22 protein-coding genes, 2 rRNA genes and 1 pseudogene are annotated in these 25467 nt (G+C 59.2%); 7 read left to right on the top strand and 18 right to left on the bottom strand.

The features are described 5' to 3' along the window. Positions 1 to 197: 197 nt before the first annotated feature. Entirely contained in the window at positions 198 to 932 is a 735-nt protein-coding gene (locus J2Y56_RS12835; RefSeq protein ID WP_310350534.1) for an alpha/beta fold hydrolase, read from the bottom strand. 86 nt (positions 933 to 1018) lie between these two features. Then, a complete protein-coding gene (locus J2Y56_RS12830; protein ID WP_007943443.1) occupies positions 1019 to 2191 on the bottom strand; it encodes an MFS transporter in 1173 nt (390 codons plus the stop codon). Between the two features lie 247 nt (positions 2192 to 2438). Here J2Y56_RS12830 and J2Y56_RS12825 point away from each other — a divergent pair, with 247 nt between their 5' ends. Then, positions 2439 to 4277 (top strand): glycoside hydrolase family 15 protein, encoded by a 1839-nt coding sequence (locus J2Y56_RS12825; protein ID WP_310350532.1) that lies wholly within the window; start codon positions 2439 to 2441, stop codon positions 4275 to 4277. Between the two features lie 431 nt (positions 4278 to 4708). Then, positions 4709 to 5098: a hypothetical protein gene (locus J2Y56_RS12820; protein WP_310350530.1), complete on the top strand. Its 390-nt coding sequence runs from the start codon at positions 4709 to 4711 to the stop codon at positions 5096 to 5098. A 10-nt stretch (positions 5099 to 5108) separates the two neighbouring features. Here J2Y56_RS12820 and J2Y56_RS12815 read toward each other — a convergent pair whose 3' ends face one another. Then, positions 5109 to 6149: an alpha/beta hydrolase gene (locus J2Y56_RS12815; protein WP_310350528.1), complete on the bottom strand. Its 1041-nt coding sequence runs from the start codon at positions 6147 to 6149 to the stop codon at positions 5109 to 5111. Positions 6150 to 6260: 111 nt separating this feature from the next. Between J2Y56_RS12815 and J2Y56_RS12810 the strand changes: the two genes are divergently transcribed. Next, complete coding sequence (locus tag J2Y56_RS12810) at positions 6261 to 7232, top strand: helix-turn-helix domain-containing protein (RefSeq protein WP_310350526.1); 972 nt, start codon at positions 6261 to 6263, stop codon at positions 7230 to 7232. A gap of 145 nt (positions 7233 to 7377) precedes the next feature. Here the strand turns inward: J2Y56_RS12810 and J2Y56_RS12805 are convergent, their stop codons facing one another. Then, entirely contained in the window at positions 7378 to 7839 is a 462-nt protein-coding gene (locus J2Y56_RS12805; protein ID WP_007943448.1) for a cupin domain-containing protein, read from the bottom strand. 432 nt (positions 7840 to 8271) lie between these two features. After that, a complete protein-coding gene (locus J2Y56_RS12795) occupies positions 8272 to 9255 on the bottom strand; it encodes a GlxA family transcriptional regulator (RefSeq protein ID WP_310350524.1) in 984 nt (327 codons plus the stop codon). Positions 9256 to 9345: 90 nt separating this feature from the next. On the opposite strand from J2Y56_RS12795, the gene inhA reads away from it, so the two are divergent. Further along, positions 9346 to 10023 carry an isonitrile hydratase gene (gene inhA, locus J2Y56_RS12790; RefSeq protein ID WP_007943450.1) on the top strand — a complete coding sequence of 226 codons (678 nt, stop codon included), beginning with the start codon at positions 9346 to 9348 and terminating at the stop codon, positions 10021 to 10023. A gap of 289 nt (positions 10024 to 10312) precedes the next feature. Here inhA and J2Y56_RS12785 read toward each other — a convergent pair whose 3' ends face one another. Beyond that, positions 10313 to 10801 (bottom strand): SRPBCC family protein, encoded by a 489-nt coding sequence (locus J2Y56_RS12785; RefSeq protein ID WP_007943451.1) that lies wholly within the window; start codon positions 10799 to 10801, stop codon positions 10313 to 10315. Positions 10802 to 11035: 234 nt separating this feature from the next. Between J2Y56_RS12785 and J2Y56_RS12780 the strand changes: the two genes are divergently transcribed. Next, positions 11036 to 11437 carry a lysozyme inhibitor LprI family protein gene (locus tag J2Y56_RS12780; RefSeq protein WP_310338034.1) on the top strand — a complete coding sequence of 134 codons (402 nt, stop codon included), beginning with the start codon at positions 11036 to 11038 and terminating at the stop codon, positions 11435 to 11437. A gap of 137 nt (positions 11438 to 11574) precedes the next feature. On the opposite strand, the gene peaD is transcribed toward J2Y56_RS12780, so the two are convergent. The 4 genes from peaD to peaA all read right to left on the bottom strand — a co-directional run bounded on the left by peaD (position 11575) and on the right by peaA (position 16135). Further along, a complete protein-coding gene (gene peaD, locus J2Y56_RS12775) occupies positions 11575 to 12693 on the bottom strand; it encodes a quinohemoprotein amine dehydrogenase subunit beta (RefSeq protein WP_007943454.1) in 1119 nt (372 codons plus the stop codon). 24 nt (positions 12694 to 12717) lie between these two features. After that, the gene (qhpC, locus tag J2Y56_RS12770; RefSeq protein WP_007943455.1) at positions 12718 to 13041 is read right to left on the bottom strand and encodes a quinohemoprotein amine dehydrogenase subunit gamma; all 324 of its coding nucleotides are present in this window, start codon (positions 13039 to 13041) and stop codon (positions 12718 to 12720) included. 1 nt (position 13042) lies between these two features. Then, positions 13043 to 14473 carry a quinohemoprotein amine dehydrogenase maturation protein gene (gene peaB, locus J2Y56_RS12765; RefSeq protein WP_007943457.1) on the bottom strand — a complete coding sequence of 477 codons (1431 nt, stop codon included), beginning with the start codon at positions 14471 to 14473 and terminating at the stop codon, positions 13043 to 13045. An 81-nt stretch (positions 14474 to 14554) separates the two neighbouring features. Beyond that, entirely contained in the window at positions 14555 to 16135 is a 1581-nt protein-coding gene (gene peaA / locus J2Y56_RS12760; protein WP_007943459.1) for a quinohemoprotein amine dehydrogenase subunit alpha, read from the bottom strand. A gap of 342 nt (positions 16136 to 16477) precedes the next feature. Between peaA and J2Y56_RS12755 the strand changes: the two genes are divergently transcribed. Continuing rightward, entirely contained in the window at positions 16478 to 16834 is a 357-nt protein-coding gene (locus J2Y56_RS12755) for a hypothetical protein (protein ID WP_310350597.1), read from the top strand. Positions 16835 to 16883: 49 nt separating this feature from the next. On the opposite strand, the gene J2Y56_RS12750 is transcribed toward J2Y56_RS12755, so the two are convergent. Continuing rightward, positions 16884 to 17138: a DUF1652 domain-containing protein gene (locus J2Y56_RS12750; protein WP_310338039.1), complete on the bottom strand. Its 255-nt coding sequence runs from the start codon at positions 17136 to 17138 to the stop codon at positions 16884 to 16886. A 274-nt stretch (positions 17139 to 17412) separates the two neighbouring features. Here J2Y56_RS12750 and J2Y56_RS12745 point away from each other — a divergent pair, with 274 nt between their 5' ends. Next, on the top strand, positions 17413 to 18903 hold the full coding sequence (locus J2Y56_RS12745) for an aldehyde dehydrogenase family protein (protein WP_310350521.1): 1491 nt from the start codon (positions 17413 to 17415) through the stop codon (positions 18901 to 18903). A 118-nt stretch (positions 18904 to 19021) separates the two neighbouring features. On the opposite strand, the gene J2Y56_RS12740 is transcribed toward J2Y56_RS12745, so the two are convergent. From J2Y56_RS12740 to J2Y56_RS12710, 7 genes and pseudogenes are all read right to left on the bottom strand, one after another. Further along, a complete protein-coding gene (locus J2Y56_RS12740) occupies positions 19022 to 20311 on the bottom strand; it encodes an FAD-dependent monooxygenase (RefSeq protein WP_007943463.1) in 1290 nt (429 codons plus the stop codon). Next, on the bottom strand, positions 20308 to 20985 hold the full coding sequence (locus J2Y56_RS12735) for a S8 family serine peptidase (RefSeq protein ID WP_007943464.1): 678 nt from the start codon (positions 20983 to 20985) through the stop codon (positions 20308 to 20310). The genes J2Y56_RS12740 and J2Y56_RS12735 overlap by 4 nt, the downstream gene beginning before the upstream one ends. Next, entirely contained in the window at positions 20975 to 22693 is a 1719-nt protein-coding gene (locus tag J2Y56_RS12730) for an ABC transporter ATP-binding protein (RefSeq protein ID WP_007943465.1), read from the bottom strand. The genes J2Y56_RS12735 and J2Y56_RS12730 overlap by 11 nt, the downstream gene beginning before the upstream one ends. After that, a complete protein-coding gene (locus J2Y56_RS12725; protein ID WP_310350519.1) occupies positions 22693 to 24597 on the bottom strand; it encodes a sigma-54-dependent Fis family transcriptional regulator in 1905 nt (634 codons plus the stop codon). Before J2Y56_RS12725 ends, J2Y56_RS12730 begins: the two co-directional genes overlap by 1 nt. A 118-nt stretch (positions 24598 to 24715) precedes the next feature. Further along, positions 24716 to 25003 (bottom strand): annotated as a pseudogene (locus tag J2Y56_RS12720) (penicillin-binding transpeptidase domain-containing protein); the annotation flags it as partial. A gap of 116 nt (positions 25004 to 25119) precedes the next feature. Next, a 5S ribosomal RNA gene (rrf, locus tag J2Y56_RS12715) occupies positions 25120 to 25235 on the bottom strand. 153 nt (positions 25236 to 25388) lie between these two features. Beyond that, positions 25389 to 25467, bottom strand: a 23S ribosomal RNA gene (locus J2Y56_RS12710); the annotation flags it as partial.

Genomic DNA, 25467 nt, shown 5'->3' with positions numbered 1-25467 from the left:
CGTCCCTATAAAACGAATGCACACCGGAAAAATTAACGAATGAGAATAAGTATCAGGAAGGAGGTAGAACGCGGAGTGTCATTGTGGGAGCGAGCCTGCTCGCGATGGCGGCGGCACATTCAACATCGATGTGACTGATCTACCTCTATCGCGAGCAGGCTCACTCCCACAGGGGTTCGCGGGGATATGAGAATGTGTCAGGCGCTGGCGGCCATGGCATGTCGGCGATGGTGAACGTCGAGCTGATCCTTGATCACCCGCAACACCTTGGCCTCGTGCTCATGGATAAAGAAGTGACCACCGCTGAGCATGTCCACGGAAAAACTGCCGTGGGTTTCCTTGCTCCAGCCGATCAATTGTTCAGGGGTGGCGCGATCAGCCTTGCCACCGAGCACGTGCACCGGGCATTGGAGCAAGGGGCGTTGCTGCGGTTCGAAACGCCCACACAACAGAAAGTCCGCACGCAGGACTGGCAGCGTCAAGCTCATCAGCTCTGCGTTGGCCAGCACTTCTTCGCTGGTGCCGTTGAGGGTGCGCAGTTGCTCGATCAATTCGGCATCGGTTTTCGGCTCGGCGAAACCGCGATCATAATCTGCGCGCATCGTCGGCGCGGCAGTGCCAGAAGCGAACAGCGCCACCGGCTCCGGGCTGCCCAGCGAACGCAACGCATGGGCCATTTCACAGGCAAGCAATGCGCCCAGGCTATGGCCGAATATCGCGTACGGCGTCTTGAGCGTGACGATGTGTTCCTGCGCGAGTTGCAGCGCCAGGCGCCGCATGTCGGTGTGCAACGGCTCGCCAAACCGCGCGCCACGGCCGGGCAACTCGACCGGTTTCAGCGTGAGCCACTCCGGCAACTTGCGCCGCCAGCGGCTGTAAACCATGGCGCTCGCGCCTGAATAGGGCAGGCACAGCAATGTCAGCTGGGTCACCGGGCTTACCTCGAAAAGTCGTCTGTATAAGAGAACGGATGAGCGCCGCGAGGAATTAGTCGTACACATCCCCCCTGTAGGGTTCTTTATTTCAAGTGGCGGAAGCTTTGAATCGCGGAAACAAGCACTACGGCCCCTGCGGCTATTGCCAGCCAAAACCCGCTGCGCGCTCCAAATGCATCGATCAGCCACCCCGAACCGGCCGCGCCAATCGCCACCCCGATGCTCAATCCGGTGACCAGCCAGGTCAGGCCTTCAGTCAACCTGGCCGGTGGCACGATGCGCTCCACCAGGGCCATGGCGACGATCAAGGTCGGCGCAAAAAACAGCCCGGCAACGAACACCGCCAACGATAATCCAGGAATATTGCTCGCCAGCAGCAATGGCAGCGTCGTCACCGCCGTCGCCACTCCGCCGTACAAGAACAAGCGCGGCAACGGCACTTTAGAGCGCAACGCCCCAAACGCCAGCCCGGCCATGCATGAACCCATCGCGTACACCGACAACACAATACTCGCCGCCGCCGGTTGGCCCTGCTGCTGGGCGAACGCCACGCTGACCACATCGACTACGCCAACGATGATGCCCATGGCGACCATCAACACCATGAGCAACTGAATCTCGCCCGAACGAATAATCGAGCCTTGATGGTGTTCTTCATGCGGATGAATCGCTGGCTCGGTGTCGCGTTGCAGGACGAACGCTGTGACGCCGATTGCCAGCATCAACAAGGCCGCCAGCGGCCCGGCCTCGGGGAACGCCACCACGCACAAGCCCACCGACAATGGCGGCCCGACAATAAAGCAGACCTCGTCCAGCACGGACTCCAGCGCATACGCGGTTTGCAATTCAGGCTCACCGCGATAGACCTCGGTCCAGCGCGCCCGCACCATCGCCGACATGCTCGGCATGCAACCGGCGAGCGCTGCGAACACAAACAACGTCCACTGCGGCGCCTGCAAACGGGTGCAGAGCAACACCATCAACAACGCCCCGCCACCGATCAATGCTGACACAGGCAAGATCCGACGCTGCCCAAAACGGTCCACCAGCCGCGAGACCTGCGGCGCACAAAACGCCGTGGACAGGGCAAACGTCGCGGCCACCGCACCGGCCAGTCCGTAGCCACCTTGCAGTTGCGAGAGCATGGTGATCAGGCCGATGCCGGTCATGGAAATCGGCATGCGCGCGATCATCCCGGCCAGCACGAAGGCGCTGCTGCCGGGGGCTTTGAACAGGTCGCGGTAAGGATTGGCCATGGTTCGAGGTCTCGACAAGGGTGTGCAAGTTGCCATAAACGCTGGACAAGGGGAAAGCCGCCAATTGTTGGTTGAATGTGAAGGCCCCACCGCGAGCAGGTTCGCTCCCACATTGGATCTATGTCTTACCCTGGATCCCTTGTGCGAGCGAGCCTGCTGGCGATGGAGCGAGAACAGTCACCCAATGAACTCCAGGCCACTCAAACCAGTCAGCTAGTTAGGCCCTCAACAAAAGGCGCTAATCTTCATGCCGATCTCCCTCGACCCGCTTCTTGCCGAACGACAAAGCGACATCGACGCCCACGGCATCATCGGCGACATGCGCAGCGCGGCACTGGTCAACGACAAGGGCAGCGTGGATTTTTTCTGCTGGCCGGAATTCGACAGCCCGTCGATTTTCTGCTCGCTGCTGGATACGCCCGAGGCAGGCATCTTCCAACTTTCCCCGGACCTGCCCGACGCCCGCCGTGAGCAGATTTACCTGCCGGACACCAACGTGCTGCAAACCCGCTGGCTGAGTGAACGCGCGGTGGTCGAGGTGACTGACCTGCTGCCCACCGGCGACAGCGAGGACTGTTTGCCGCTATTGATGCGAAGGGTTCGCGTGGTCAGTGGTGAAGCGACGTTTCATATGCGTTGCGCCGTGCGTCATGACTACGCTCGCGCAAAGACTCGCGCGCAGATGGATAAAGAAGACGTGACGTTCGTGGCCGCCGATCAGTTGCCGATGCGCCTGTCGTCGGATCAGGTTTTGCGGGTTGATGGCAACGCTGCAATCGCCGAATTCACCCTCAAACAGGATCAGAGCGCACAATTCCTGCTCGGTGGTCTCGACGACCCGCGCTTCAAGGAGGGTGCCGCTGCCATTTGCCTGCAGCGAACCTTGAAGTTCTGGCGCGACTGGATCGGGCAGTCCAACTATCGCGGTCGCTGGCGGGAAATGGTCAACCGCTCGGCCCTCGCCCTGAAGCTGCTGACCTCACGCAAACACGGCGCGATTCTCGCGGCCGCCACGTTCGGTCTCCCGGAAACACCGGGCGGCGAACGCAATTGGGATTACCGCTACACGTGGATCCGCGATGCCTCGTTCACCGTCTACGCGTTCATGCGCCTGGGATTCGTGCAGGAAGCCAACGATTACATGCGCTGGCTGCGTGGGCGAGTCAGTGACTGCCATGGCAAATCGATGAAACTCAACATCCTCTACGCCATTGACGGTCGCCAGGAATTGCCGGAAACCGAACTGCCGCATCTGTCCGGCCATGGCGGCGCCACACCGGTGCGCATCGGCAACGGCGCCTACGATCAGGTCCAGCTCGACATCTTCGGCGAGCTGATGGACGCGATCTACCTGGTCAACAAATATGGTGACGCCATCTCCCATGAAGGCTGGAAACACACCGTGGAAGTGGTCGATCAAGTGTGCGAAACCTGGCAGCAGAAAGACGTGGGCATCTGGGAAATGCGCGGCGAGCAGCACCACTTCCTGCATTCACGGCTGATGTGCTGGGTCGCCCTGGACCGCGCCATTCGTCTCGCGTCCAAACGTTCACTCCCCGCCCCGTTCGCCCGTTGGGACCAGATGCGCCAGGCCATCTACGCCGACATCTGGGACAACTTCTGGAACGAAGAACGCGGCCATTTCGTCCAGCACATCGGTGGCACCGCCCTCGACGGCTCGATGCTGTTGATGCCGCTGGTGCGCTTCGTCAGCGCCAAAGACCCGCGCTGGCTCGCCACCCTCCAGGCCATCGAGAAAGCCCTGGTGCGCGACGGCATGGTCTACCGCTATCGCAACGACGACACCCGGATTGATGGCCTCGACGGCACCGAAGGCGCCTTCGCCGCGTGCTCGTTCTGGTACATCGAATGCCTGGCCCGGGCCGGTCAGGTGGAAAAGGCTCATCTGGAGTTTGAACAGTTGCTGAGGTATGCCAACCCGCTGGGCCTGTATGCCGAAGAACTGGACAGTCATGCGCGGCATCTGGGCAATACGCCGCAAGCGCTGACGCATCTGGCGCTGATCAGCGCGGCGTGTTTTCTGGATCGCAAATTGAGTGGGGAGAAGAGCTTCTGGCAGCCGTGAGACCGTGGTGCCCCTTCGTCGGAACGCCGCCCGGAGCAAGCCCGCTCCCACAGGAGTCTGCGATATCTCGGCAAACGGTGGTCCATTGTCGGAGCGAGCCTGCTCGCGAAGAAGCCATCAGCCACAACACCATGTGCCGACAGAGCCTGTCGGAAATTTCCCGTTTTGCACTGCCGCTTGTAGGACCGAGGCTTGCCCTCAAAGCACTTAAACACACCCACCGAGACATAACAGCCCCGCTCTGGCGAGACTTGGCGGGCGCTACCGCCCTAAAACCTACAAAAGCCAAACAACCATTCCCCCTTCACCCCACCACGGCACATTCCTACGCCCTGAAATACCTTGTTGCCAGTCGTTACATCCCCCCCTAACATCCAACGTCAACGGGTACAGCGGAGCTGTCCAATAAAACCCGAATTCAAGGAACCAGAATGAACCAGCACATCCACCGCAGCATCGACTCCCCCTTCCGGTCAGGCCTGAACCGCGAGGAATTATGGGAAGGCCCGGACAAAGGATTGATCAAATGCTGGGAAATCGGCCGCCAACGCGCCACCCGCTTTCCCGAACTCGCCAAACGAAGCCTTGCCGGGGAACTGCCGGTGCTCGGTTGGAAAGGGGGTGTCAGTCGCAGCCTGAAAAAACTCGAAAAATACGGTTCGCTCAAATACCTGGCGCAGTGGCAAGGTTTGCGCGGGGAGGATCTGGATATTGATTTGGGTGCAGAGCGGGCGTTGGCCTGTTCCCGAACCGGCATGGTGGTGACTTTTACGCCGGATCGGTGCAAGTACTTTAATCAGGTGGCGGAAGTGGAAGTGTAGGGGGAACCACTCATGGTCGATTTACTCCGGCAAGGGCCTGATCAAGAAACCTTTTGATCAGGCCACTCATTTTGATCGGCTGTTCATTGAGCGCGAAGTGCCCGGCATCGAGCATGTGCAACTCGGCATCGGGACGGTCGTTCTTTATGGATTTGGCGCCATCCTCTGAGAATATAAGATCGTGGACGCCCCAAAGCACCAGTAAAGGCAACTTGGAATCCTTCAAATACGCTTGCCATCGCGGGTACTCGCGGACGTTGTTCTGGTAGTCATACGCGAGCTCCAGCTGTACCGACGCAACCCCCGGCTTTTGCAGAAAAGCGATCTCGTCGGACCACAGGTCAGGATTGAAAGACTCCCGGTTTTTGCGTGCCCCCACATACCGCGCCACACCGGATGAAGGCGCCGGCATACCATCGAGGATCTTCTGCTCATAAGCAGCGCGGTCCTGCCAGAACGCACGCCGCAGCTTCCATAAATCACTCAGCCCCGCCTCATGGATCACTGCGTTCTGTACGATCAGTGCCTGAACTCGTTGGGGGTGAGCAAGCGCAAGGTGGAATCCAATCGGACCACCATAGTCTTGCATGTAAAGGCTATACCGATTGAGCGCCAACGCCTCGGTAAATGCGGCTATGGTCTTGGCCAGATGCTCAAACGTGTACTGGTAAAGGTGGCGATCAGGCATCTGCGAATGACCGAACCCTGGATAGTCCGGCGCGATACATCTGTAAGACTTGGCCAACAGTGGCAGCAACGGATCGAACATGCGTGAAGATGATGGGTAGCCATGCAGCAAGAGCAGGATCGGTGCATCCTTGGGGCCTGCTTCACGATAGAAAATTTCCACACCATCCACCTGGACTGTTCGATAGCGAACACTCTGATCGCTCTCGCCGAACAGGTCCTCAGGCGGGAGTTGTCCCTCTCCATTGACGCCGGTTGACCGATTGATTGCCAGTGCAATGGCTGGAGCCGACGCGGCGACCACGCCTGCCATGGCCAATCCAGACAACACGCTGCGTCTACCCAGGCTGTAATTTCTGCTCATGAAAACGCTCTTATTGAGGGAACGCTTCCATTGTCTGCTTCTGAAGCAGCTCGAAAGAGCCACAAACTTGCCAAGTTTGGATAGGTTCTTGCCAAACGCTTAGAGGTTGACATGCACGCACAGAAAATCGCCGTTGTCGCTTTCGATGGAATCAGTCCGTATCACCTGTCCTTACCTTGTCTGGTGTTCGGCAATCATCGCGCGGACCTGGGTGTGCCACCCTACGAGTTCATGGTCTGTTCAGCCGAGGGCGGCAAACTACGCACCAGTGGCGGCTTTACCATTGAAACGGTGCACGACCTTGGCGTGCTGTCATCGGCGGACATCGTGATCGTACCGTCGTGGCGCAACCCGCACGAGCCCGCGCCAATATCTTTGATAGAAGCGCTGCGAGCCGCACACGCGCGCGGCGCACAGGTGGTCGGCCTGTGCCTCGGTGTTTTCGTGGTTGCTGAGACAGGTTTGCTGGATGGTCGTCGAGCGACAACTCATTGGTTGTGGACAAGGCTGTTCACGGAGCGGTTCTCCAACGTGCGGCTTGAAGTTGATAAGTTATATATAGACGAAGGCGATGTTTTGACGTCGGCAGGTAATGCCGCCGGAATGGATTGTTGCTTGCACCTGTTCCGCAAGCATCATGGAGCAGATGTTGCCAACCGTCTTGCCCGGCGCCTGGTCGTACAACCGCATCGCCCGGGCGGGCAAGCGCAATTTATCGAGCGTCCGTTGCAACACGATGGAGCAGGTGATCGCATATCCATCACCCTGGCTTGGGTGCGCGCCAATCTCAATACACCGCACACCATTCGCTCGCTCGCTGACCATGCTCGACTTGGCGAACGAACGTTTTCGCGTCGTTTCCAACAACTTACCGGGACGTCGGTAAAACGATGGCTGACGGAAGAACGGTTGTTGCTCGCGCAATGCCTGCTCGAGTCCAGTAACAAACCTATCAACGATATCGCGCACACCGTGGGCTTTACCGATAGCCTTTCAATGCGTCAACAATTTGCTGCAAAACTGCATACCACTCCTTCGATGTATCGAAAGGTATTCCGCATGAGTGAGGGCAATCGGGTCTGAATGCAGTGGTCAACTAATTCCGGACCCGACGTTAGTTTTTTCTCGGCCTGAGTTAGCGCCAGACTACCGTTAAACCGATGGAGCTGAATCCAGTTCTTCTAATGCATAAAAAAAGACGTTATGTTACAGCCTGTACAAATTTCGATTAGTCAGGCTCGGACTTCACCGTTAGTGGAACGGTCGGGGTTCCCGCATAGAACACAATCAGCTCAACCGGTTCATCCCCACTCTCTCCGCGATGAAAGGCGCCGACTAACTCAGGCAATACGTCTCCAGGACCGATGACCAATGTCTTTCCGTTGTCCTTGCGGATGACCGTCAGGTGACCGGAGAGAACATAGGCGACATTGACTACCGGATGGGTGTGCCACGGTAGCGAGCTATGTGCCGGGATTTTATAGCGCAGGACCGATACTTCCGGCTGGCCTTCTGGATACTTGCGATATTGAACGCCGTCCCACGACTGCGTTGTTTTCAGTAGCTGCATTACCTCGACTTGAGGCTCGGCCGCCACAGCCGTCGAGGCATGCAAGGCGCCAGCAAGCAAGGATAACGTAGCCATGAAAACAGTTGTAAAGACTGTTTTTACAGGCGGATGGCTGGACATAAAATGTTTCCTTAGTTGGACAATAAAGCAGCTGCGGGGCAGTTTAGTGGTGAGCAATATCAGTAACTTTTTTGACAAGTCATACGATTAAGCTTCACGGTTTTCCATCTCACACCAGTAGTGAGCCAATCTCTGCCTTCCTCTTTCAATGCCTGACAATCTTATTGGACAAACGGGAGCAGGCAAGCTGAATAGGTGTACGGATGTTTCGACGGACGATCAACTTGCGAAAACAACATTCATTTATGTTGTAAATAGTTTTTTCACAAACATATATTTACACACGCTGAAAGACCGTAGCTTTCTAAAAACACCCCAGGTGTAGTGCAATACGTCTTGATAATGACATCGCGCATTTCATTGGCCCTTACGAGCGGCGCGTGCCGGCAGGCATCGGTCATAACAATCCCGAGAAATCCCCCGAGATGCTGCTCAAAACGTTACTGGATCTACTGCACCACGGACAGAAAACCGTTCGCGATAAGCCTGCGGTGTCACCCCCATTGCCCGCAAAAAACTGCGCCGCAGCGTCTCTTCACTGCCAAACCCGCATTGCACCGCCACCCTTTTAATCGGCACGCCGGTATCGATGAGTAACCGTCGCGCCGTTTCGACCCGAATCAATTCAATCGCTCGCGCCGGGGTTTGCCCGGTATCGGCGCGATAGTGGCGGACGAAGCTGCGTTCGCTCATGCCCGCCTGCAAGGCCAGGGTGGGGATGCCGAGGTCCTTGGTCAGATTTTCACTGATCCAGGCATTGAGTTCGTCGAAACGGTCGCCTTCTTTCTGCAAGGACAAGGTCACACTGAACTGAGACTGGCCGCCCGGACGCTTGAGGAACACCACCAGTTGCTGGGCGACTTCCAGGGCCATGTTGCGGCCAAGGTCTTCTTCGACCATGGCCAAGGCGAGGTCAATGCCAGCCGTGACCCCCGCCGAGGTCCAGACCGGGCCGTCGTTGATGAAGATCGGATTGGGTTCGACGTGAAGACGTGGATGTTGCTGCGCCAGTTGCTCGCAACGCGTCCAGTGCGTGACCACACGACGGCCATCGAGCCAACCACTGGCTGCCAGTAAAAATGCCCCGGTGCACACTGATGAAACCCGCCGACAAGCCGCCGCGTGTTCACGCACCCATGCCACCAGCGCCTGATCTTCTGAGGCCGCATAAACGCCCCAGCCACCGGCAATGATCACCGTGTCACTGCCGCTCTCTGGCAACGGCTCGGCCAACAGCGCCAGGCCCGCCGACGACATCACCGCCCCGCCACCGCTGGCAATCACCGAGGGTGCATAGGGCGCCGGCAGCCCTTTCTGGCGAGCAATGTCGTTGGCCGAGGCGAACACCTGCAAGGGCCCGGTGACGTCGAGCAGTTGCACATTGGCAAACGCGAGCACGTGAATGGTTTTGGGCATGATTGGCGTAATTCGTGGGGTGATTGGCGGATACGCCAAATGCTACGAGCCTAGAGTGAAGACGTCCACCCACTTCAGGAGAAATAAGCCATGACCTTGCAGATCGGTTTTCTGTTGTTTCCTCAGGTTCAGCAACTCGACCTGACAGGCCCTTACGACGTATTGGCCTCATTGCCGGACGTAAAGGTGCATTTGATCTGGAAGGACCTGATGCCCGTCACTGCGAGCACCGGCTTGGTGCTGAAACCGACCATGACGTTCGACGACTGCCCGGCGCTGGATGTGATCTGCATTCCGGGCGGCGGTGGCGTCGGGCCGTTGATGGAAGATGAAGTAACGCTGGCCTTTATCAAGGCTCAAGCCGCCAACGCGCGGTATGTCACCTCGGTGTGCACCGGTGCGCTGGTGCTCGGCGCCGCGGGTTTACTTAAAGGCAAACGGGCAACGACCCACTGGGCCTATCACGAGTTGCTCAAGCCACTGGGGGCGATCCCGGTGAAGGACAGGGTGGTACGCGATGGCAATCTGCTGACCGGTGGCGGGATTACCGCCGGGATCGATTTTGCCCTGACCCTGGCGGCAGAATTGTTCGATAACGACACGGCGCAACTGGTGCAGTTGCAGCTGGAATATGCTCCCGCACCACCCTTCCAGTCGGGCAGTCCTGACACAGCCCCGCAGAGTGTTCTGGCCGAGGCGCATCGCCGTGCAGCCGCGTCACTTGAGCTACGGGCGCAGATCACCGAACGGGCAGCGGCCAGGCTCTAAGCAGCGCCAGACTTTTCGACAGACGAAAAAAAACCCGCCGAAGCGGGTTTTCCCAAGACCATTGTCGACTCCCTGTCGGTAGCCAATCCCTGCTGATGGTCGATCATCCGTGATCCTGAAGCGCTTCCTGTGCTTCAGTTGATGGGGCTAGATTACGTGTCGGATCCAATCTGGAACAGACGACATAGCTACCATCGCGTGTAAGACATTCGCTATACCTACCCCTCCGAAAACCCTTAGACGCCTCAGGGGTCCAGCCTGCAGGCCACGAATTTAGCGGCCTGCAGCCTTAACCGCCCTCGCGCTCGTGGGCTTTGGCACTTTCGGTCAGAAACTGTTCGATATTGTTCATCTGCTCTTCCCAACCACGGCTGTCCATACGGAACGCCTTCTCGCGACGGGACTGGGGAATGTGATCGAAACCGGATTCGGACACCCGGAGCAGCGTGCCATCGTCCATGTCTTCGAGTTCAAATTTCACCAGCGTGGTCGGCTCCTGGGAGTAGTCGACTTCCGGGTGGATGGCGTAAGGGTGCCAGCGAAACGAAAACAGTCGCTCCGGCTCGACCCGCTCCACCAGCACATTCCACAGCAAGTGCTCATACCCGGGATAGGTTATCTGCCCCTGGGTCCACTCACCGGCGACGAAACGCTTGCCTTCCAGTGCAACGCCAAACCATTGCCCGAACGCTTCGGCATTGGCCAGCACGCGCCAGACATGCGAACGCTTGACCTTGAGCAGGATTTTCCTTTCGATGCGATCTGATGCTGGGTTCATAAGACACCTCCTGTACTGAACAGTAGGTCAGTAACAACCACAAGACCAACCCTAAAATTGTACCAATCGCTTGCTGCGATCAACCATGCCCGCAATATTCGGCCGCATTTGCGCGCATAAGTTCGGGTTTGGGGTCGAGACAGTTGGCGGGTAGCGCCTCTCTGACAGGTCATCCTCGGTGGTCGATTCGCTAAACTCCCCCCCAATTCACTCTTATCACAGCGAGTTTCCTCCATGTACTCACGCTTTTTCCTGGCGCTGGCGCCTGTGATGTTTACCTCGATGGCTGTCGCGGTGGACTGCGACAACGCCAACGACCAGGCCACGATGAACCAATGTGCAGCGCAGCAGCATGCGGCGGCCGACACGGAGCTGAATGCGTTGTATCAGCAGATCAGTACGCGTCTGAAAGGTCAGCCCGACCGCAAGAAATTGTTGGTGGAGACACAGCGGGCGTGGATTGCGTTTCGGGATGCCGAGTGCACGTTTTCGGCGTCGGGAGTGGAAGGGGGCAGCCTGTTTCCGTTGGTCTACAGCAACTGCACCACGGACTTGACCAAGGCCCGGGTGCAGACGTTCAAGAATTATCTGAAGTGCCAGGAGGGGGATGTAGGTTGTCCGGTGCCTGGGGTTTGAGTGTGTGGTGTTTTTGAGGGCCTCATCGTCGGAACGCCGCCCGGAGCCGGCTCACTCCTACACTGGATCTATGTTGCACCGCAGATCCAATGTGGGAGCGAGCCTGCTCGCGATGGCGTCAGTTCAGGCGCTGCTGTTTACCGGACAAACACCTGCGCCGTGGTAATCGCCATATCCCCTCCTGGCAATTTGATGCTGCCTGTCTGCTTCAAGCTGTCGGCATCAAAAACCGCCACGTCGTTAAACGTCCCGGCCAGGTAGATCTTGCTGCCGTCCTTGTTGAAGGAAATGCAGTAGTAGGAATGATCCAGCGTCGCCGCCTGGAGCATTTTCTTTTCCTTGATGTCGTACTTGGCCAGCCGGTTCAGCACGCCGAACATCAGGTTCGGGTCCTTTGGCGAGCGCATGCCGCTGAAGTAGATTTCCGTCAGGGGTCCGAAGTCGGTGGTTTCGGTCTTGCCGGTTTTCAGGTCAATGCTGAATAGTCCATAGAGGTACTCTGCGGTGGCGGGATCCTGCTTCTTGTCCTTGAATTTCGCGGCGGTGTAGAGCAGCGAGAAATCATGGCGATACGTCTGCTGGTTCCACACGTAGAGCACGTCCGGCGCGCTGTAGTTCGGGCGTTTCCAGTGACGGCTGGGGATCAGCACGTCGAACTTGCCGGTTTTCACATTGACCTTGTAGACGTCTGCCCCGGCCACGTACAGCGTACCGTCGTCACCACTCTGCATGATGGTCAGCTGCCGCGGCGCCGGGAAGCTGCGCACAGGCTTGGCGTCCATGCCGGCGTCGGTCGCATAGACATCGAGCCGCGGTTGTTGCACTTCGTAGCGGTCATTGAGCATCAGCGTCGGATTGGCGACAGTGAACAGTTCCTTGCCGTCGTGACTGAGGGTGAAAGCGAACATCGACTTCGCCTTCTCCCCTTGCTTCTGCGTGATGCTGGCGTGGAACACCTGCTTGCAGTTATCGAGTTCAACGCCGTAGACATCGGCGTAGTGGTTGTTCAACACATAGGCAATCTTGCGGTCCGGCGAGAGTTGCACGGTGCCGGGGCCGAAGGCATCGGGCATCTTGCAGGTCTTGAGCAGTGTGTCGGTAGCCAGGTCGATCACGTGCAGATTGTTCGGGTAATTGGTGGTCACCATGTACTCGTGACCGTCTTGCAGTGCAGTATTTTCATCGGCCAGAACATTGAACGAACAAGTGCTCAGGACGGCGAATGCGGCCAGGCCGCAGGCTTTGATGCTAGGCATGCTGGAATCCTTATGTCTGACCGATCATTTGTCTTTTGGAAAGACAGTCCCGAGGTTGCGCCAGTTTTCGTTGGACGCCTGGGCATCCTTGTTCCAGTCCGGGTAGGTGCTCATCATGTCGGGCACCTGGGCCGGCCACCAGCACGGGTCGGAGCAGCCATACAGGTCAGCTTCCATCGGCTGGCACAGCGACGACACCCCGCCAAACGCATCGATTTCCCAACCCGGGTCGGTGGTTGAGGCGCAGCCCGCAACGGAGCTCATCGCCACCACTTCTTCGATACGGTTCTCGGCCGCGGCCTCGTCCATTTTCTTCGCTTTATTGTTGATTGCCTTGAGATGTTTCATATCAGTGAGCCTTGCGCGGAGTGATGTAGCTGCTGATAAACGCAGGGTTATTGGCCATGATCCGGGTGTAGACCTCGATGCCGAAGTCGACCCAGTCACGCATCAGTTCGCAGTAGTGATAGGTCGGGTGGGTCGGATCGCCGTAACGGGCGTAGCTTTCGTGGTAGCAGCCGCCGGAGCACAGGTTGCGTATCTGGCAGTCTTCGCAACCGGTGTTGGTGCGGTCGAGGCGCTGGGACAGGAAGTCGTTCAACTCGACCTGTTTGACGCCGCTGTGGACATTGCCGAAGGTCGGCAGCGACGAACCGGTGAAGCGATGGCACAGGTTCAATTCGCCCTTGTGGTCCACCGCCAGCATCTTCAGGCCCGCGCCGCACGGCAGGGCTTTTTTGTGGCCTTCGTGAATGTCGGTGATCAACTGGTGCAGGTTGGAAAAACCGATGTTGCGGTGTTCCAGCGCCGCGTCCAGATAACGCCGCCCGAGCTTCTTCATATTGGCGAAGACTTCGACCAGTTCGTCGCTGCTCAGGTTGAAGCTGCTGATGTCGCCGGAGGTCACCGGGGCAAACCCGACTTCGGCAAACCCCAGTTCGTTGAACAGGTGATCCCAGATGGTTTCGACGTCGGTAACGCCGGTGGTCAAGGTCACCCGCGCGCCAACCGGGCGGCTGTTGTAGCGTGACAGCAGCATCTCGGCCTTGCGCCGCACCACGTCGTACGTGCCCTGCCCGCCCACCGTGATGCGGTTGCGGTCGTGCACGGTTTTTGGCCCGTCGATACTGACCGAGAGCCCGAAACGGTGGGCATTGAGGTAGTCCACGGTGTCTTCAGTGAGCAGGGTGGCGTTGGTGGTCATCACGAATTCGACGAACTTGCCGGCCTCGGCAAACCGCTTTTCACAATAGTCGACCATGTACTCGATCAGCTTGCGATTACTCAGCGGCTCGCCGCCGAAGAACACCACAGTGAAGCGCTCTTCGTCCGGGGATTCGCGCAGCAGCATCTCGACCGAGGCGACAGCGGTTTCAACGTCCATTTTCTTGCCCGCCGACGGCTTGTCGAGGTCTTCCTTGTAGCAATAGGTGCAGCTCAGATTGCAGCCAGTGTTGACGTTGAGCACCACGGTATTGATCGCCGTGCGTTCGACCCGTTTGGTGCCGATGTCCGGGGTCAGCGGCGAACCGTCGCTGACCAGTTCCAGCGAAATCAATTCACGCAGGGTCTCGGTGATTTCTTCACCGTTGAACCGCGCCGCCAGACGCTGGATCAGGTCATCGGACGAACAGCCGGGACCGCGCAACGTATCGATAATGGTGCCGGTCAGCTCATCGCTGGCGAACAGCGAACTGCTGGGGATGTGAAACAGCATGCGGTCGGCGTCGACATGCACTTCGTGCAGGTTCCGTTCAACCAGATTCAAAATAGCGCCCATTGCAACCTCCTGTGCAAACCCCTTCTGACGGGGCCTGCGGTCATTCCGAAAAAGTGTCTGAAGCCGTATGGATCAGCCAACTTATGGAATGGGTGGATTGTTCCAGCGTTGCACGGTGACGATCATGTGGCCTTCGCCGGTCAGGGATTTCCCTGCATCGTCGACAGCGGCGATCACCTTGAGGTTGCCGGCATTGTTGGTGGACATCTTGCGTTGCGGGTTCGGACCGGCATCGCCCGGAGTGAACACGCCGGTGTCAGCCTGCATAGTGCCGGCGAACTTGACGTCTTCGTCTTCCTTGGCACGGTCATCGAAGGCTTCCACCTTCCACTGCGCCGGGAATACGCCAATGCGATACGGCTTGCCATCAGCGCCCTTGCCCCAGGCTTCGGCGTCGAAACGGCCCTGGACTTTCGGCGTGGAACCACCGCCTTCGCCGATCCGCGAGACCGAGAACTCTGGCACGACTTTGACTTCGGCGATGGTGCTGTAGACCGACAGGGTCGGACCTTTCAGCGAGCCGACGGAAACGTTGCGCAGACCCGGTTGAGCATTGGCAGCCGCCTTGAGTTTGACCTTCATCTGCTCAGGGCTTTGCGAGACGATTTCGACCACTTCCACACCTTTGCCGAAATCCGGTTTGCCGGTGAGGCCGCTGCCGATGAGAGTGACTTCGGTTTCGCTACCGGCCTTCAAATAACCCGGCTGCACCGCCAGCAGACGGTTGGAACCCTGCTTGGCGGCAACGAAGTCCAGCCCGCGCTCATCATGCTCGGCCTCGAACATCCGGCCCTGCATCGCATTGCCTTGAACGGCGAACACCTGGCGCATGGTCACGCCGTCGATGGTCACGTTGCCGCGCCATTCGTAGCCGGTGTACAAAATCGCGCTGCCGTCGCCGTTGAACGGGGTGCCATCGGCGTACTGGCCTTTGACGGCGACCTTGAAGGTGTCGCTGCCGTCAGCGCTGACGGTCATCATGCCGGCCAGTTCGCCCTTGCCCGGCAAGTGGCCGCTGAAACTCCAGTCACCGACCAGCGCCTCGGCTTTCGGCGCGACGCTTTGCCATTTTTTCCAGGCCGGGTTGTCCAGCGGATAACGCTTGGCCAGCAGCGGCACCATCTCTTTGCGAGCGAGGTCGAACCAGTCGCGGTCCCGGGACAAGGCCTGGTATTCGAGGGACGGCCATTGGCCGAGGTGGAAATTCACCAGGTGCTCCCATTCCTGAGCCGGACGCCGTTGCAGGGCGACCCGCGCACCGGAGTGGCAGCGACTACACATCTGGCTGGTCTGGTCGTCGAACTTCTCGACAGTATTGAGCCGGCGTTCCAGCGCATACCGCACGCCATCGGTCTCGCTCGGCGCCAGACCCTGGCTGTCGGCCAGGTACTTGACCAGTGTGCGACGGTCGTCATCGCTGATCTGCAAACCGTGCATGGTTTGCATCCGGGCGATGGTCATCAGCCAGCCTTCCGGCGTCTTGCGCTGGTGGCTGATGCGACTGAGGGCGTTATTGGCTTCAGGGGTGTGACACCCCTGACAGGTTTCCTTGAGGATGGTCTGGGCGTCGCGGGCTGCCAGGCTGTCGGGCGAATGCAGCGCCACACAAGCGGCAATGGCCAGCAGGCTGGCGCTCAGGCCTGATCGGAGTTTTCTCTTCATCAACGTCGAACCTCGCACGGTGCGTTCTTATTGTTGTGGCTTATCGTTTTTATGGTTTCTGCCGTCGGCGGCGCACCGCTGACGGAGGCAAGAGAAACGTCTGCGATGAGCAATACACGGAGCGTGCCAGCTTGCCGATATCCTTCTTTATCAATCAGTTGCGTGAAAATAACGGTGCTCTGATCGCTTTTGACGAGATCGCCTGCGTCTAATATCGCGACAGGTGTTGCAATCTGAGACAAGCATAGATGCCCGATTGGAACTGCTCATCGCCCGATGATTGACGGCACGGGGATGCTGGCGCGAAATGGTTATTCACCGATTGCCAGCAAGGGGATAAAAATGGCAAACATCACTGTTCTGGCGGGGGATTTTCTGCAGGGTGATGGAGAGTACAGGGACGGCGTTTTTTTCCTCAGGACGTCGCTTCACCCATGGCCCGGCCTAACCCTCCCGCTCTCATCGTTCAAGCGTGTGGAAGTCGCCAACGAGGAGTCGATCAGCAACTTCAAGGATGCCATCGGGTTCGGCGTGGCGGGCGCCATGCTACTGGGCCCCATCGGCGCGATTGCCGGGTTCATGTTGGCCGGCAAAGAGACGGAAGTGACGTTTCTGGCCACGCTCAAAGATGACAGGAGGCTATTGGCGGCCGTCGATAGCAGCACGTTCGAGGAGATTTCCCGAAGAATCCCCTCATAACTACATCAACAAGGGCCGCACCACACACGGTGGTGCGGCTGACGACAGTTCAACTTGAAAACGTTGGAAGGACGCCTTTGTGTGCGTTGATCTCTTGCTGCATCTGCGCCACTAGCGTGGCAATTGCATAAGCAGAGTCCAGTTCCCAGACAGGAACATGGCTCGCCACCAGGTCCACTTTGCCGGTCATGCAATCGCAGACCCGAATCGTCAGTGACTGATCCGGGGCCATGCTGCAGGTGCATATCGAGGGCAGAAAACTCTGCTCGATGATGCTTTGGATCTCCAGGGTTGAAAGGTTCATCACAACCTCCCTTGCGCGAGATGTGTGGCCGGGGAAATGTTCCGTCATTTCACCCACCGAGCGAGAAAATTCTAGACCCCATCACAGGGGCGCTCAAGGTCGCAGCCGAGTTGCTCGTCGTCTCAGCGGCTGTCGCAATATGCGAAAAAATGGCTACTGTCGCCTTCCTTTACGCCCTGTGAACCCTCGTCAATCAAAGGTTCGCCTGACCTTGCGGCGACTTGGCACAGCCATTGCGAAAGCCCTGTTCTCACGAACAATAAGAGGCTTCGCCATGTCGCTCCCTAATGTGCTTCCCGCTACGTCCGCCTTTATCCAGCGCGCCCCGCGCATGCTGATCGGCGGTAGCTGGGTCGAGGCCGCTGATGGCCAGACCATGCCCTTGCACAACCCGGCCACCGGCGAAGTGTTGTGTGTGGTGCCAAGGGCCACGCCCTCGGATGTCGACCGCGCGGTGATGGCCGCGCGTCAGGCATTCGATGATTCGGCCTGGACCCACACCCGCCCGCGCGAGCGGCAGAACCTGCTGTGGAAACTCGCCGACCTGATGCAACGGGACGCCGAACTGCTGGCGCAACTGGAATGCCTGAACAACGGTAAAAGCGCCGCTGTCGCCCAGGTCATGGACGTGCAACTGGCCATCGATTTCCTGCGCTACATGGCCGGTTGGGCAACCAAAATCGAAGGTTCCAGCGTCGAAGTATCGTTGCCATTGATGCCCAACGATCAATTCCACAGCTTCATCCGTCGCGAAGCGGTCGGCGTGGTCGGCGCCATCGTTGCCTGGAACTTCCCGCTGCTGCTGGCCTGCTGGAAACTCGGTCCGGCCCTCGCCACCGGCTGTACCGTGGTGCTCAAACCGGCCGATGAAACCCCGTTGACCGCGCTGAAACTCGCCGAACTTGTCCTGGAGGCTGGCTACCCCGAAGGCGTGTTCAACGTGGTCACCGGCACCGGCATCACCGCAGGCTCTGCCCTGACGCACAACCCGCTAGTGGACAAGCTGACCTTTACCGGTTCCACCGCCGTGGGCAAGCAGATCGGCAAAATCGCCATGGATTCCATGACCCGCGTGACCCTGGAACTGGGCGGAAAATCACCGACCATTGTCATGGCCGACGCCGACCTGTCGAGCGCCTCCGCCGGTGCCGCCAGCGCGATTTTCTTCAACCAGGGGCAGGTGTGCTGTGCAGGCTCGCGGCTGTATGTGCAGCGCAAACACTTCGACAACGTGGTCGCGGACATTGCTGGCATCGCTAACAGCATGAAGCTCGGCAACGGCCTGGACCCGAGTGTCGAGATGGGGCCGTTGATTTCGGCGCGGCAGCAGGAGCGCGTGTTTGGGTATATCGAAAAGGGCCGGGAAAGTGGCGCGACCATCGCCTGTGGTGGTGAGCAATTCGGCCCGGGATTTTTCGTCAAACCGACAGTGATTGTCGACGTCGATCAGAAGCATTCGCTGGTACAGGAAGAGATTTTCGGCCCGGTACTGGTGGCGATTCCTTTTGACGATGAAGCCGATGCGTTGCGCATGGCCAATGACAGTCCTTATGGGCTCGGGGCGAGCATTTGGTCGAATGACCTGGCGGCGGTGCACCGGATGATTCCGCGGATCAAATCGGGCTCGGTGTGGGTCAACTGCCACAGCGCCCTGGACCCGGCGCTGCCGTTTGGCGGGTACAAGATGTCGGGGGTCGGGCGTGAAATGGGGTATGCGGCGATTGAGCATTACACCGAGTTGAAGTCGGTGTTGATCAAGCTTTGACTCACTGATCGTTCCCACGCTGCGCGGGAATGCCACCAGGGACGCTCCGCGTTCCGCTTTTGGAGGTGACGCAGAGCGCCACGGGATGCATTCCCACGCAGAGCGTGGGAACGATCGATTAGGGTTTGAAGCCTTGGGCCAACAACCACCCCCGAACCACCCGCCCCTGCTCCACCGTCAACCCCGCCAGTACCTGTTCAGCCGGCTCAGTGCGCAACCGCCGCACCAACGGCGCCACCTCGATCCCGTGCACATGCCAGATCCCCAACGGCTGATCCGCAGTGATCACCACCTCGGCCTCATCCACAAAACCATCTCGCAGCACCGGTGCCCGCTCGATCCTCAGCGCGTTGAAATCCGCCCCAGCATGAGCAGCCTCCGCATCCGGCCAGCACCGCCTTGCCTGCCAGAATGGATGATCCGCCCAACGCTGTTCATCGGCATAAAAATCCCGCCCGATCCGCGCAAACCGTAAAAACAGCTGTTCCACCCGCTGCTGATGAAAGCGCTTGGCCAGAGCCGTACGCTCGGGTTTTCGCAACAGCGTGTTGATCACGACCGGCGCCTGGAGCGCCGATGAAAGAGATTGAAAAATCCCGTTGCCCGACAGCGGATCCACCGCCATCGCCGCATCCCCGACCCGAATCCAGTGTTGCCCGCACACCTGCGGGCACAGAATCGCAGTGCTGCTGCGGGCATGCAGCTGCAGGTCGATTTCAGGTGTGGTGCCGAAAAACGCCTGAGCCAATGCCGAGCCTTGGCGCCGCTTGCGACAATAGTCGAGCAACTGCGCCTTGCCCGGCAGTTCGGCGCTGGCCACGTCCACCGTCCACTGCCAATAACACTGGCCGTCAGCCTGTCGCGCCATCCAGCCCCAGCCATCTTCAAGGCTTTCTACCGCACTGGCGGTGCTGCCGGGCGTGCCTTGCCAGCGATTGAGCAGACTGACCGTCTCCGGCCCTCTCAGGCCTTTGCCGAGCGCCGGTGCCTGACGCCCTCGGGCCTCCACCAGAAAATCCGCAACCAGCGTTTCGCGCCCTTCGATCTCGATACGATGCCCCGCCGCGTCAGTCTGAACCGTCAGCACCCGCCCCTCTATCACCTCGACGCCAGCCAGGCGCAGGTCTTCGCGCAAGCCTCGGTCGAAGCCCGGACGGTCCAACAGGAACTCAATGTTCTGTGCATGCTGCTGACCGTTCCACGACACCTGTCGCTGCGAAGGCAACGCCGCCTCCGCCAGCGCCTGATGCAGGCCCGCGCCGCGCAAGGCCTCCAGCACACGCACCGAAACACCTTCCAACGCGGCAAACCGGCGCCACTCGCTGATCAGCGTCACGGAATAACCGCACCGGCGCAACCCTAAGGCCACCGCCGCTCCCGCCGGCCCGGCGCCGAGAATCGTAATCATGGCCCGATGCGCCGTTCAGGACCGCGATAACGCGCGTGCTCGCGCAGCCACTCGACCACCTGTTCGTTGCTCGCCTCCGGGTGTGCGACCAGAAAAGCGGCGATGTGCCCACTCAATGCGGCACACCCCAGACTGGCGCCGGACTGCCCCGGATAAGTCCCATGCACACATGCCGCGAAATCCGCTTGGGCACTGTTGAGCCACGACCATTCCTGTTCGGCGCATCGCGCGTCGCCAGTGACACGCAACACCTGCGGATAATTCGCCGGAAACACACCTTCACCCTGCGCCGGGCTCGATGCACAAAGTAGAACGCCTCGTGCCACTGCTGCCGCGCAGGCTTCGCGCAACAGGCTGCGATCCTGGCGCAGACCGAGGCTTAAATTGATCAACCGAACATCCTGCGCCACCAGCCAGTCGATGGCGCTGGCGATCTGCAAGGCGCTGGTGACGCCGCGCTGGTCAAACACCTGCCCCACGCAAAACACCGCTGAAGGTGCCCGCCGCCCGATGGCTTCGATCACCGCGCTGCCGTGGCCCAGCGGATCATCGCGCAAGTCGCTTTCGGCCAACCCGTCCTCCAGCAACGAGAAGCGTCGCCCAGCAACGACCTGAACCCGTTGTGCCGCCGAATGGCCGCTGTCGACGACGCCGATTCGCAATTCAGGCTTCATGCAGCACCGTTTTTGAGGTGAGGACGCCGTCGAGCAATTCAAACCGCAGATCGGCATCGGCCAGGGTTGAGGGACGGTGGCTGATCAGGATTCGTGTACGCCCCGCAAATAGTCGGTCGATGGCCTCGATGACTTCGCGTTCGGTGGCTTCATCCACCGCCGAGGTGGCTTCGTCGAGTACCAGAATCAGCGGGTCCTGCAGCAGTGCCCGAGCAATGGCGATGCGCTGTTTCTGCCCGCCGGACAGTTGCTGACCGCGTTCGCCCAACGGACTGTCGAGACCTTCGGGCAACGACTCGATCAGGCTGTCAAGTTGCGCCAGCCGTGCGACTTCAGCAATCGCCTCGCGACTGGCATGCGGCACCGCGTAAGCGAGGTTATCGGCGAGACTGCCGCGAAACAGCACGATGTCCTGGCTGACCACGGCAATCCGCCGACGCAACTGGAACAGATCCAGATCACGCAAATCGACCTCCCCCAGCAACACCCGGCCCGATTGTGGGTCATGGTGACGCTGCAGCAGATCGATGAGAGTTGATTTGCCAACCCCGGAGCCGCCGCTGAGGGCCACTTTCAAGCCGTAGGGAATGCGCGCTTCGATACCGCGCAAGGTCGTCGGACGGCCGGGATGGCTGAAGTGCACATCGTCGAATCGCAGGTCACCGCAGGCAGGTATCGGTTGCGGCTGGAGCGGCGTCAAAACGGTCGGCTCTTCGCCGCGCAACTCCATCACGCGCCCGAGGCTGACTGTCATCCGTTGAATGGCGACGTAGAGCCCGAGCAGGCTCTGAACCGGTCCGACCGCCATGCCCAAATAGGTAGAAAACGCGATCAATGCACCCAACTGCCAGGTCCCCTGCACTACCCAGTAACCGCCAATCAAAAACGCACAGGCCCGGGACAATGACGTCAGTGTGCCCGGTACGGCCTGGGTAAAAAATTCGGTGACTTGCAGGCGCAGCAACTGACTCATGTAACCGTGCCCCAGCGTCTCCAGCCGCCGCGCTTCGCGTTGTTGTTGGCCGGCAGACTGGATGAACTTCATCACCGGCAAGGTCTCGACCATGAACGAGGACATGTCCGCCGAGCGCTCGCGCAGTTGCCGCACATCCCGCTCGACCTTGCGCCGCATCCAGCGCAGCCAGAGCACATCAAGGGGAATCAGCACCAACGCGAGCAACGAAAGTTTCCATGACAGAGTCAACAACATCGCCACCGCGCAGACCAGACCGATCACACTCGATACTGCCGAGAACAACGAGTCCACGGCAAAGCGCTGAATTTCCGCGACGTCGCCATCCAGGCGCGACATCAGGTCACCGATCCGTCGCTGACCGTAAAAACTCGGTGAGAGTGTCTGCAAATGCCGATAGAGATCATCACGCAAGGCAAACAGAATCCGACCGGACAACCGCGTGTGCAGGTAGCGATTGATGCCCGACAGCGCCGTGCCGAGCAGCCCGGCAACAATCATCAACCCGGCAATCATCACCAGCATAGGAAAGTTGCGCGCCAGCAGACCATCGTCGATCAGGAGCTTGGTCAGCCACGGCTGCACCAACACCAGCAACGAGGCGCACACCGACAATCCAAGCAGCCCGGCGATGGCCAGACGGTGCGGTCGCACGAAGCTGTAGAGCCAGCGCAATGCCGCTTGCAGGGCTTCGGGGTTCTGGCTGTCGATCAGCCGAACGATCAGGCGCTGCATCACGAACGCAACTGTTTGAGCTTGCGATACAAGGTCGCGCGACTGATGCCCAACGCGTCGGCGGCGGCCGAAACGCTACCCTGATGAGTGTCCAGGGACTGACGAATCAGCTCCAGTTCATTTTCACGGATGCTGCCGGCTTGAGGCCGTTCGGTCGCGGTCAGTTCGTCGAGCATGCTGTCGGGCAAGTGGTCGAGGGTGAGGACCGTCTCCCCCGGTTCGCGCATGGCCAGCGCAGTGCGTAACACCATCTCCAGCTGACGGATGTTGCCGGGCCAGTGATAACCGCCAAGCAAGCGGCTCAAATCGTCATGCAGGACGACGACGGGTGCGTTGAGCCTGGCCAGCAATCGCCCGACCAGCGCACTGAAATCTTCACGCTCACGCAGCGCCGGGAGCATCACGCTGATGCCGTTGACCCGGTAGAACAGGTCTTCACGGAAGTGCTTTTCTTCCACCAGACGCTTGAGGTCGCGGTGCGTGGCGCAGATCAACGCGACGTCAATATCCTGTTCTTCGCCTGCGCCCAGCGGTGCAACTTTGCGGTCTTGCAGCACCCGCAGCAAACGCGCTTGCAAGGCCAGCGGCATGTCGCCGATTTCATCGAGAAACAAGGTGCCGCCGTGAGCCTGTTGCAGACGACCGATCATGCCGCCACGGCGGGAGCCGGTGAAGGCGCCTTCTCGGTAGCCAAACAGTTCCGACTCGATCAGACCTTCGGGAATCGCCGCGCAGTTCACCGCGATGAAGGGTTTGTCGCAACGGGTTCCAGCCATGTGCAGGGCGCGAGCGATGACTTCTTTACCGGTGCCGGTTTCACCGAGCAGCAACACCGGCAATTCATTGGCCAGACCTTGTCGGGCCATGCGCAAGGCTCGGGCGTAGCGCACATTACTGCCGGCAAGGGATTCAAGATCTGGTTGTGGCTTGATTGTTTTGGCGGCAGTGCGTGGCGGGGTGCTGACGTTGATTGACCGTTGCGGCGCGCGCAGGGTTTTGTAGAAGAATTCGCCTTTGGCGGTTTGCAGGCTACCGACACCGCCCTGATGCAGACGAGATAATAATTGCAAGCCGTCGACTCCCAGAAATTCTTCGCACCGTCGACCGACCAGCGCCGAGCGCTCGGCATGGAGCAACTGACAGGCCTGGGCGCTGACCGCGAGGATCTGACCGCCGAGGCTGACCGCCAGCAAACCTTGCCACGGGGATTCGAGGTATTGGCGACGGCTGTGGAAGGCCAGCACGATTTCGTCGGGATAACTGGCATTGAAGACACGGCTTTCAATCTGGCTGACGGCCATCGCCAGCAACGCGGTGCTGTCGTGAACGCGACCGAGCGGGCCTTCGCGGGTCAGGTCGAGCACGCCGAGCATGCCGCCCTGCGGACAATGGATCGGTACCGAGGTGCAGGAAAAATCAGTCAGGCGATCCAGATAATGTTCACCGCAATCGATCATCGTAGGCCGGGCTTCGACCAGCGCGGTGCCCAGTGCGTTGGTGCCGCGAGCAGCTTCGCTCCAGCAGGCGCCCAAGGTGATGTCTTGCAGGCCACTGCCCTTGAGGCGATCGGCGCGCCCTTCGACGGCGAGAATGGTGGCGTCGGAGTTGGCGAGAATAATCAGCCCTTCCTTGCCTTGGCGTTCGGCCAGGTAATCAATCGCCGGCAATGCTGCGTCGATCAGCAGCCGGTTGCTGGCCAGCAGCACGTCGAGGCTGGCGCTCGATTCCAGTGCCAGTTCGTGTTTGCCATTGAAATGCACGCCATGACTGAGGCTGCGCCGCCACGACGCATCGATTTCCGCGCGCAATACGCCATCGGGGACTTCGCCCTCGAGATGGAGCTTTTCCCGAGCCAGCCGGGCTTCGCGGTGCAGTTTGGGTGGTGTTGTTTTTATTGGCGTCATCAAGCGCTCCGAATCGGTCGCCCTGCGCTTTTTTAAGTTCAGCGCCCTGCCGCAATCTTTACGTTAACGTCAGGGGGATGGCAAGTGCCTTATGGCACTGTGTTTTCAGAGTAGCTATTTATACGTGAGGGTCACCTGGGACTTTGCTCGGGGCGGCGTATTGCGGTTTCAGGTGACCGTCCTGATCAAGCAGCCAGGCGCCCATGATCTGTCGGACCACTGGACCGGCACCGCGACCACCGGCCTCGCCGTTTTAGATCATCACCGAGATGACAATTTTCGGGTGCTCAACCGGAGCGAATCCGACGAACAAGGCGTTATCGCGGTTACGCTCCAGGGGTTTCGCGCGGTTGTAGCGTTCGCCCTGCTTGATCGCAACGACTTGCGCGGTGCCACTCTTGCCGGCAGTCACCTGCTCTTTTTTCAGTCGGATTAGTTTGCTGTATGCGGTGTATACAGCACTTTCCTGCGGGCAAAACAAAACCCCTGTCTGCGTTAGCAAACAGGGGTTTCGGAATTTAATCTTGACGATGACCTACTCTCACATGGGGAAACCCCACACTACCATCGGCGATGCATCGTTTCACTGCTGAGTTCGGGATGGGATCAGGTGGTTCCAATGCTCTATGGTCGTCAAGAAATTCGGTAGCCGGGTCGTTGTCTCTTGCGAGATCACGCTCCAGCGAATGGGTATGCGATAGATTTGTGTGTTTGTTCGAATTTTCGACTTGTATCGTCTTCACACACCGCAATCTGGCCTCTTTCGAGTTCACAGATTGCTTGGGTGTTATATGGTCAAGCCTCACGGGCAATTAGTATTGGTTAGCTCAACGCCTCACAGCGCTTACACACCCAACCTATCAACGTCGT

The organism is Pseudomonas sp. BE134, from assembly GCF_031456105.1.
GTDB lineage: Bacteria > Pseudomonadota > Gammaproteobacteria > Pseudomonadales > Pseudomonadaceae > Aquipseudomonas.
Note: the sequence above shows the minus strand (reverse complement) of the source record. Positions and strands in the feature narration are given on the sequence as shown.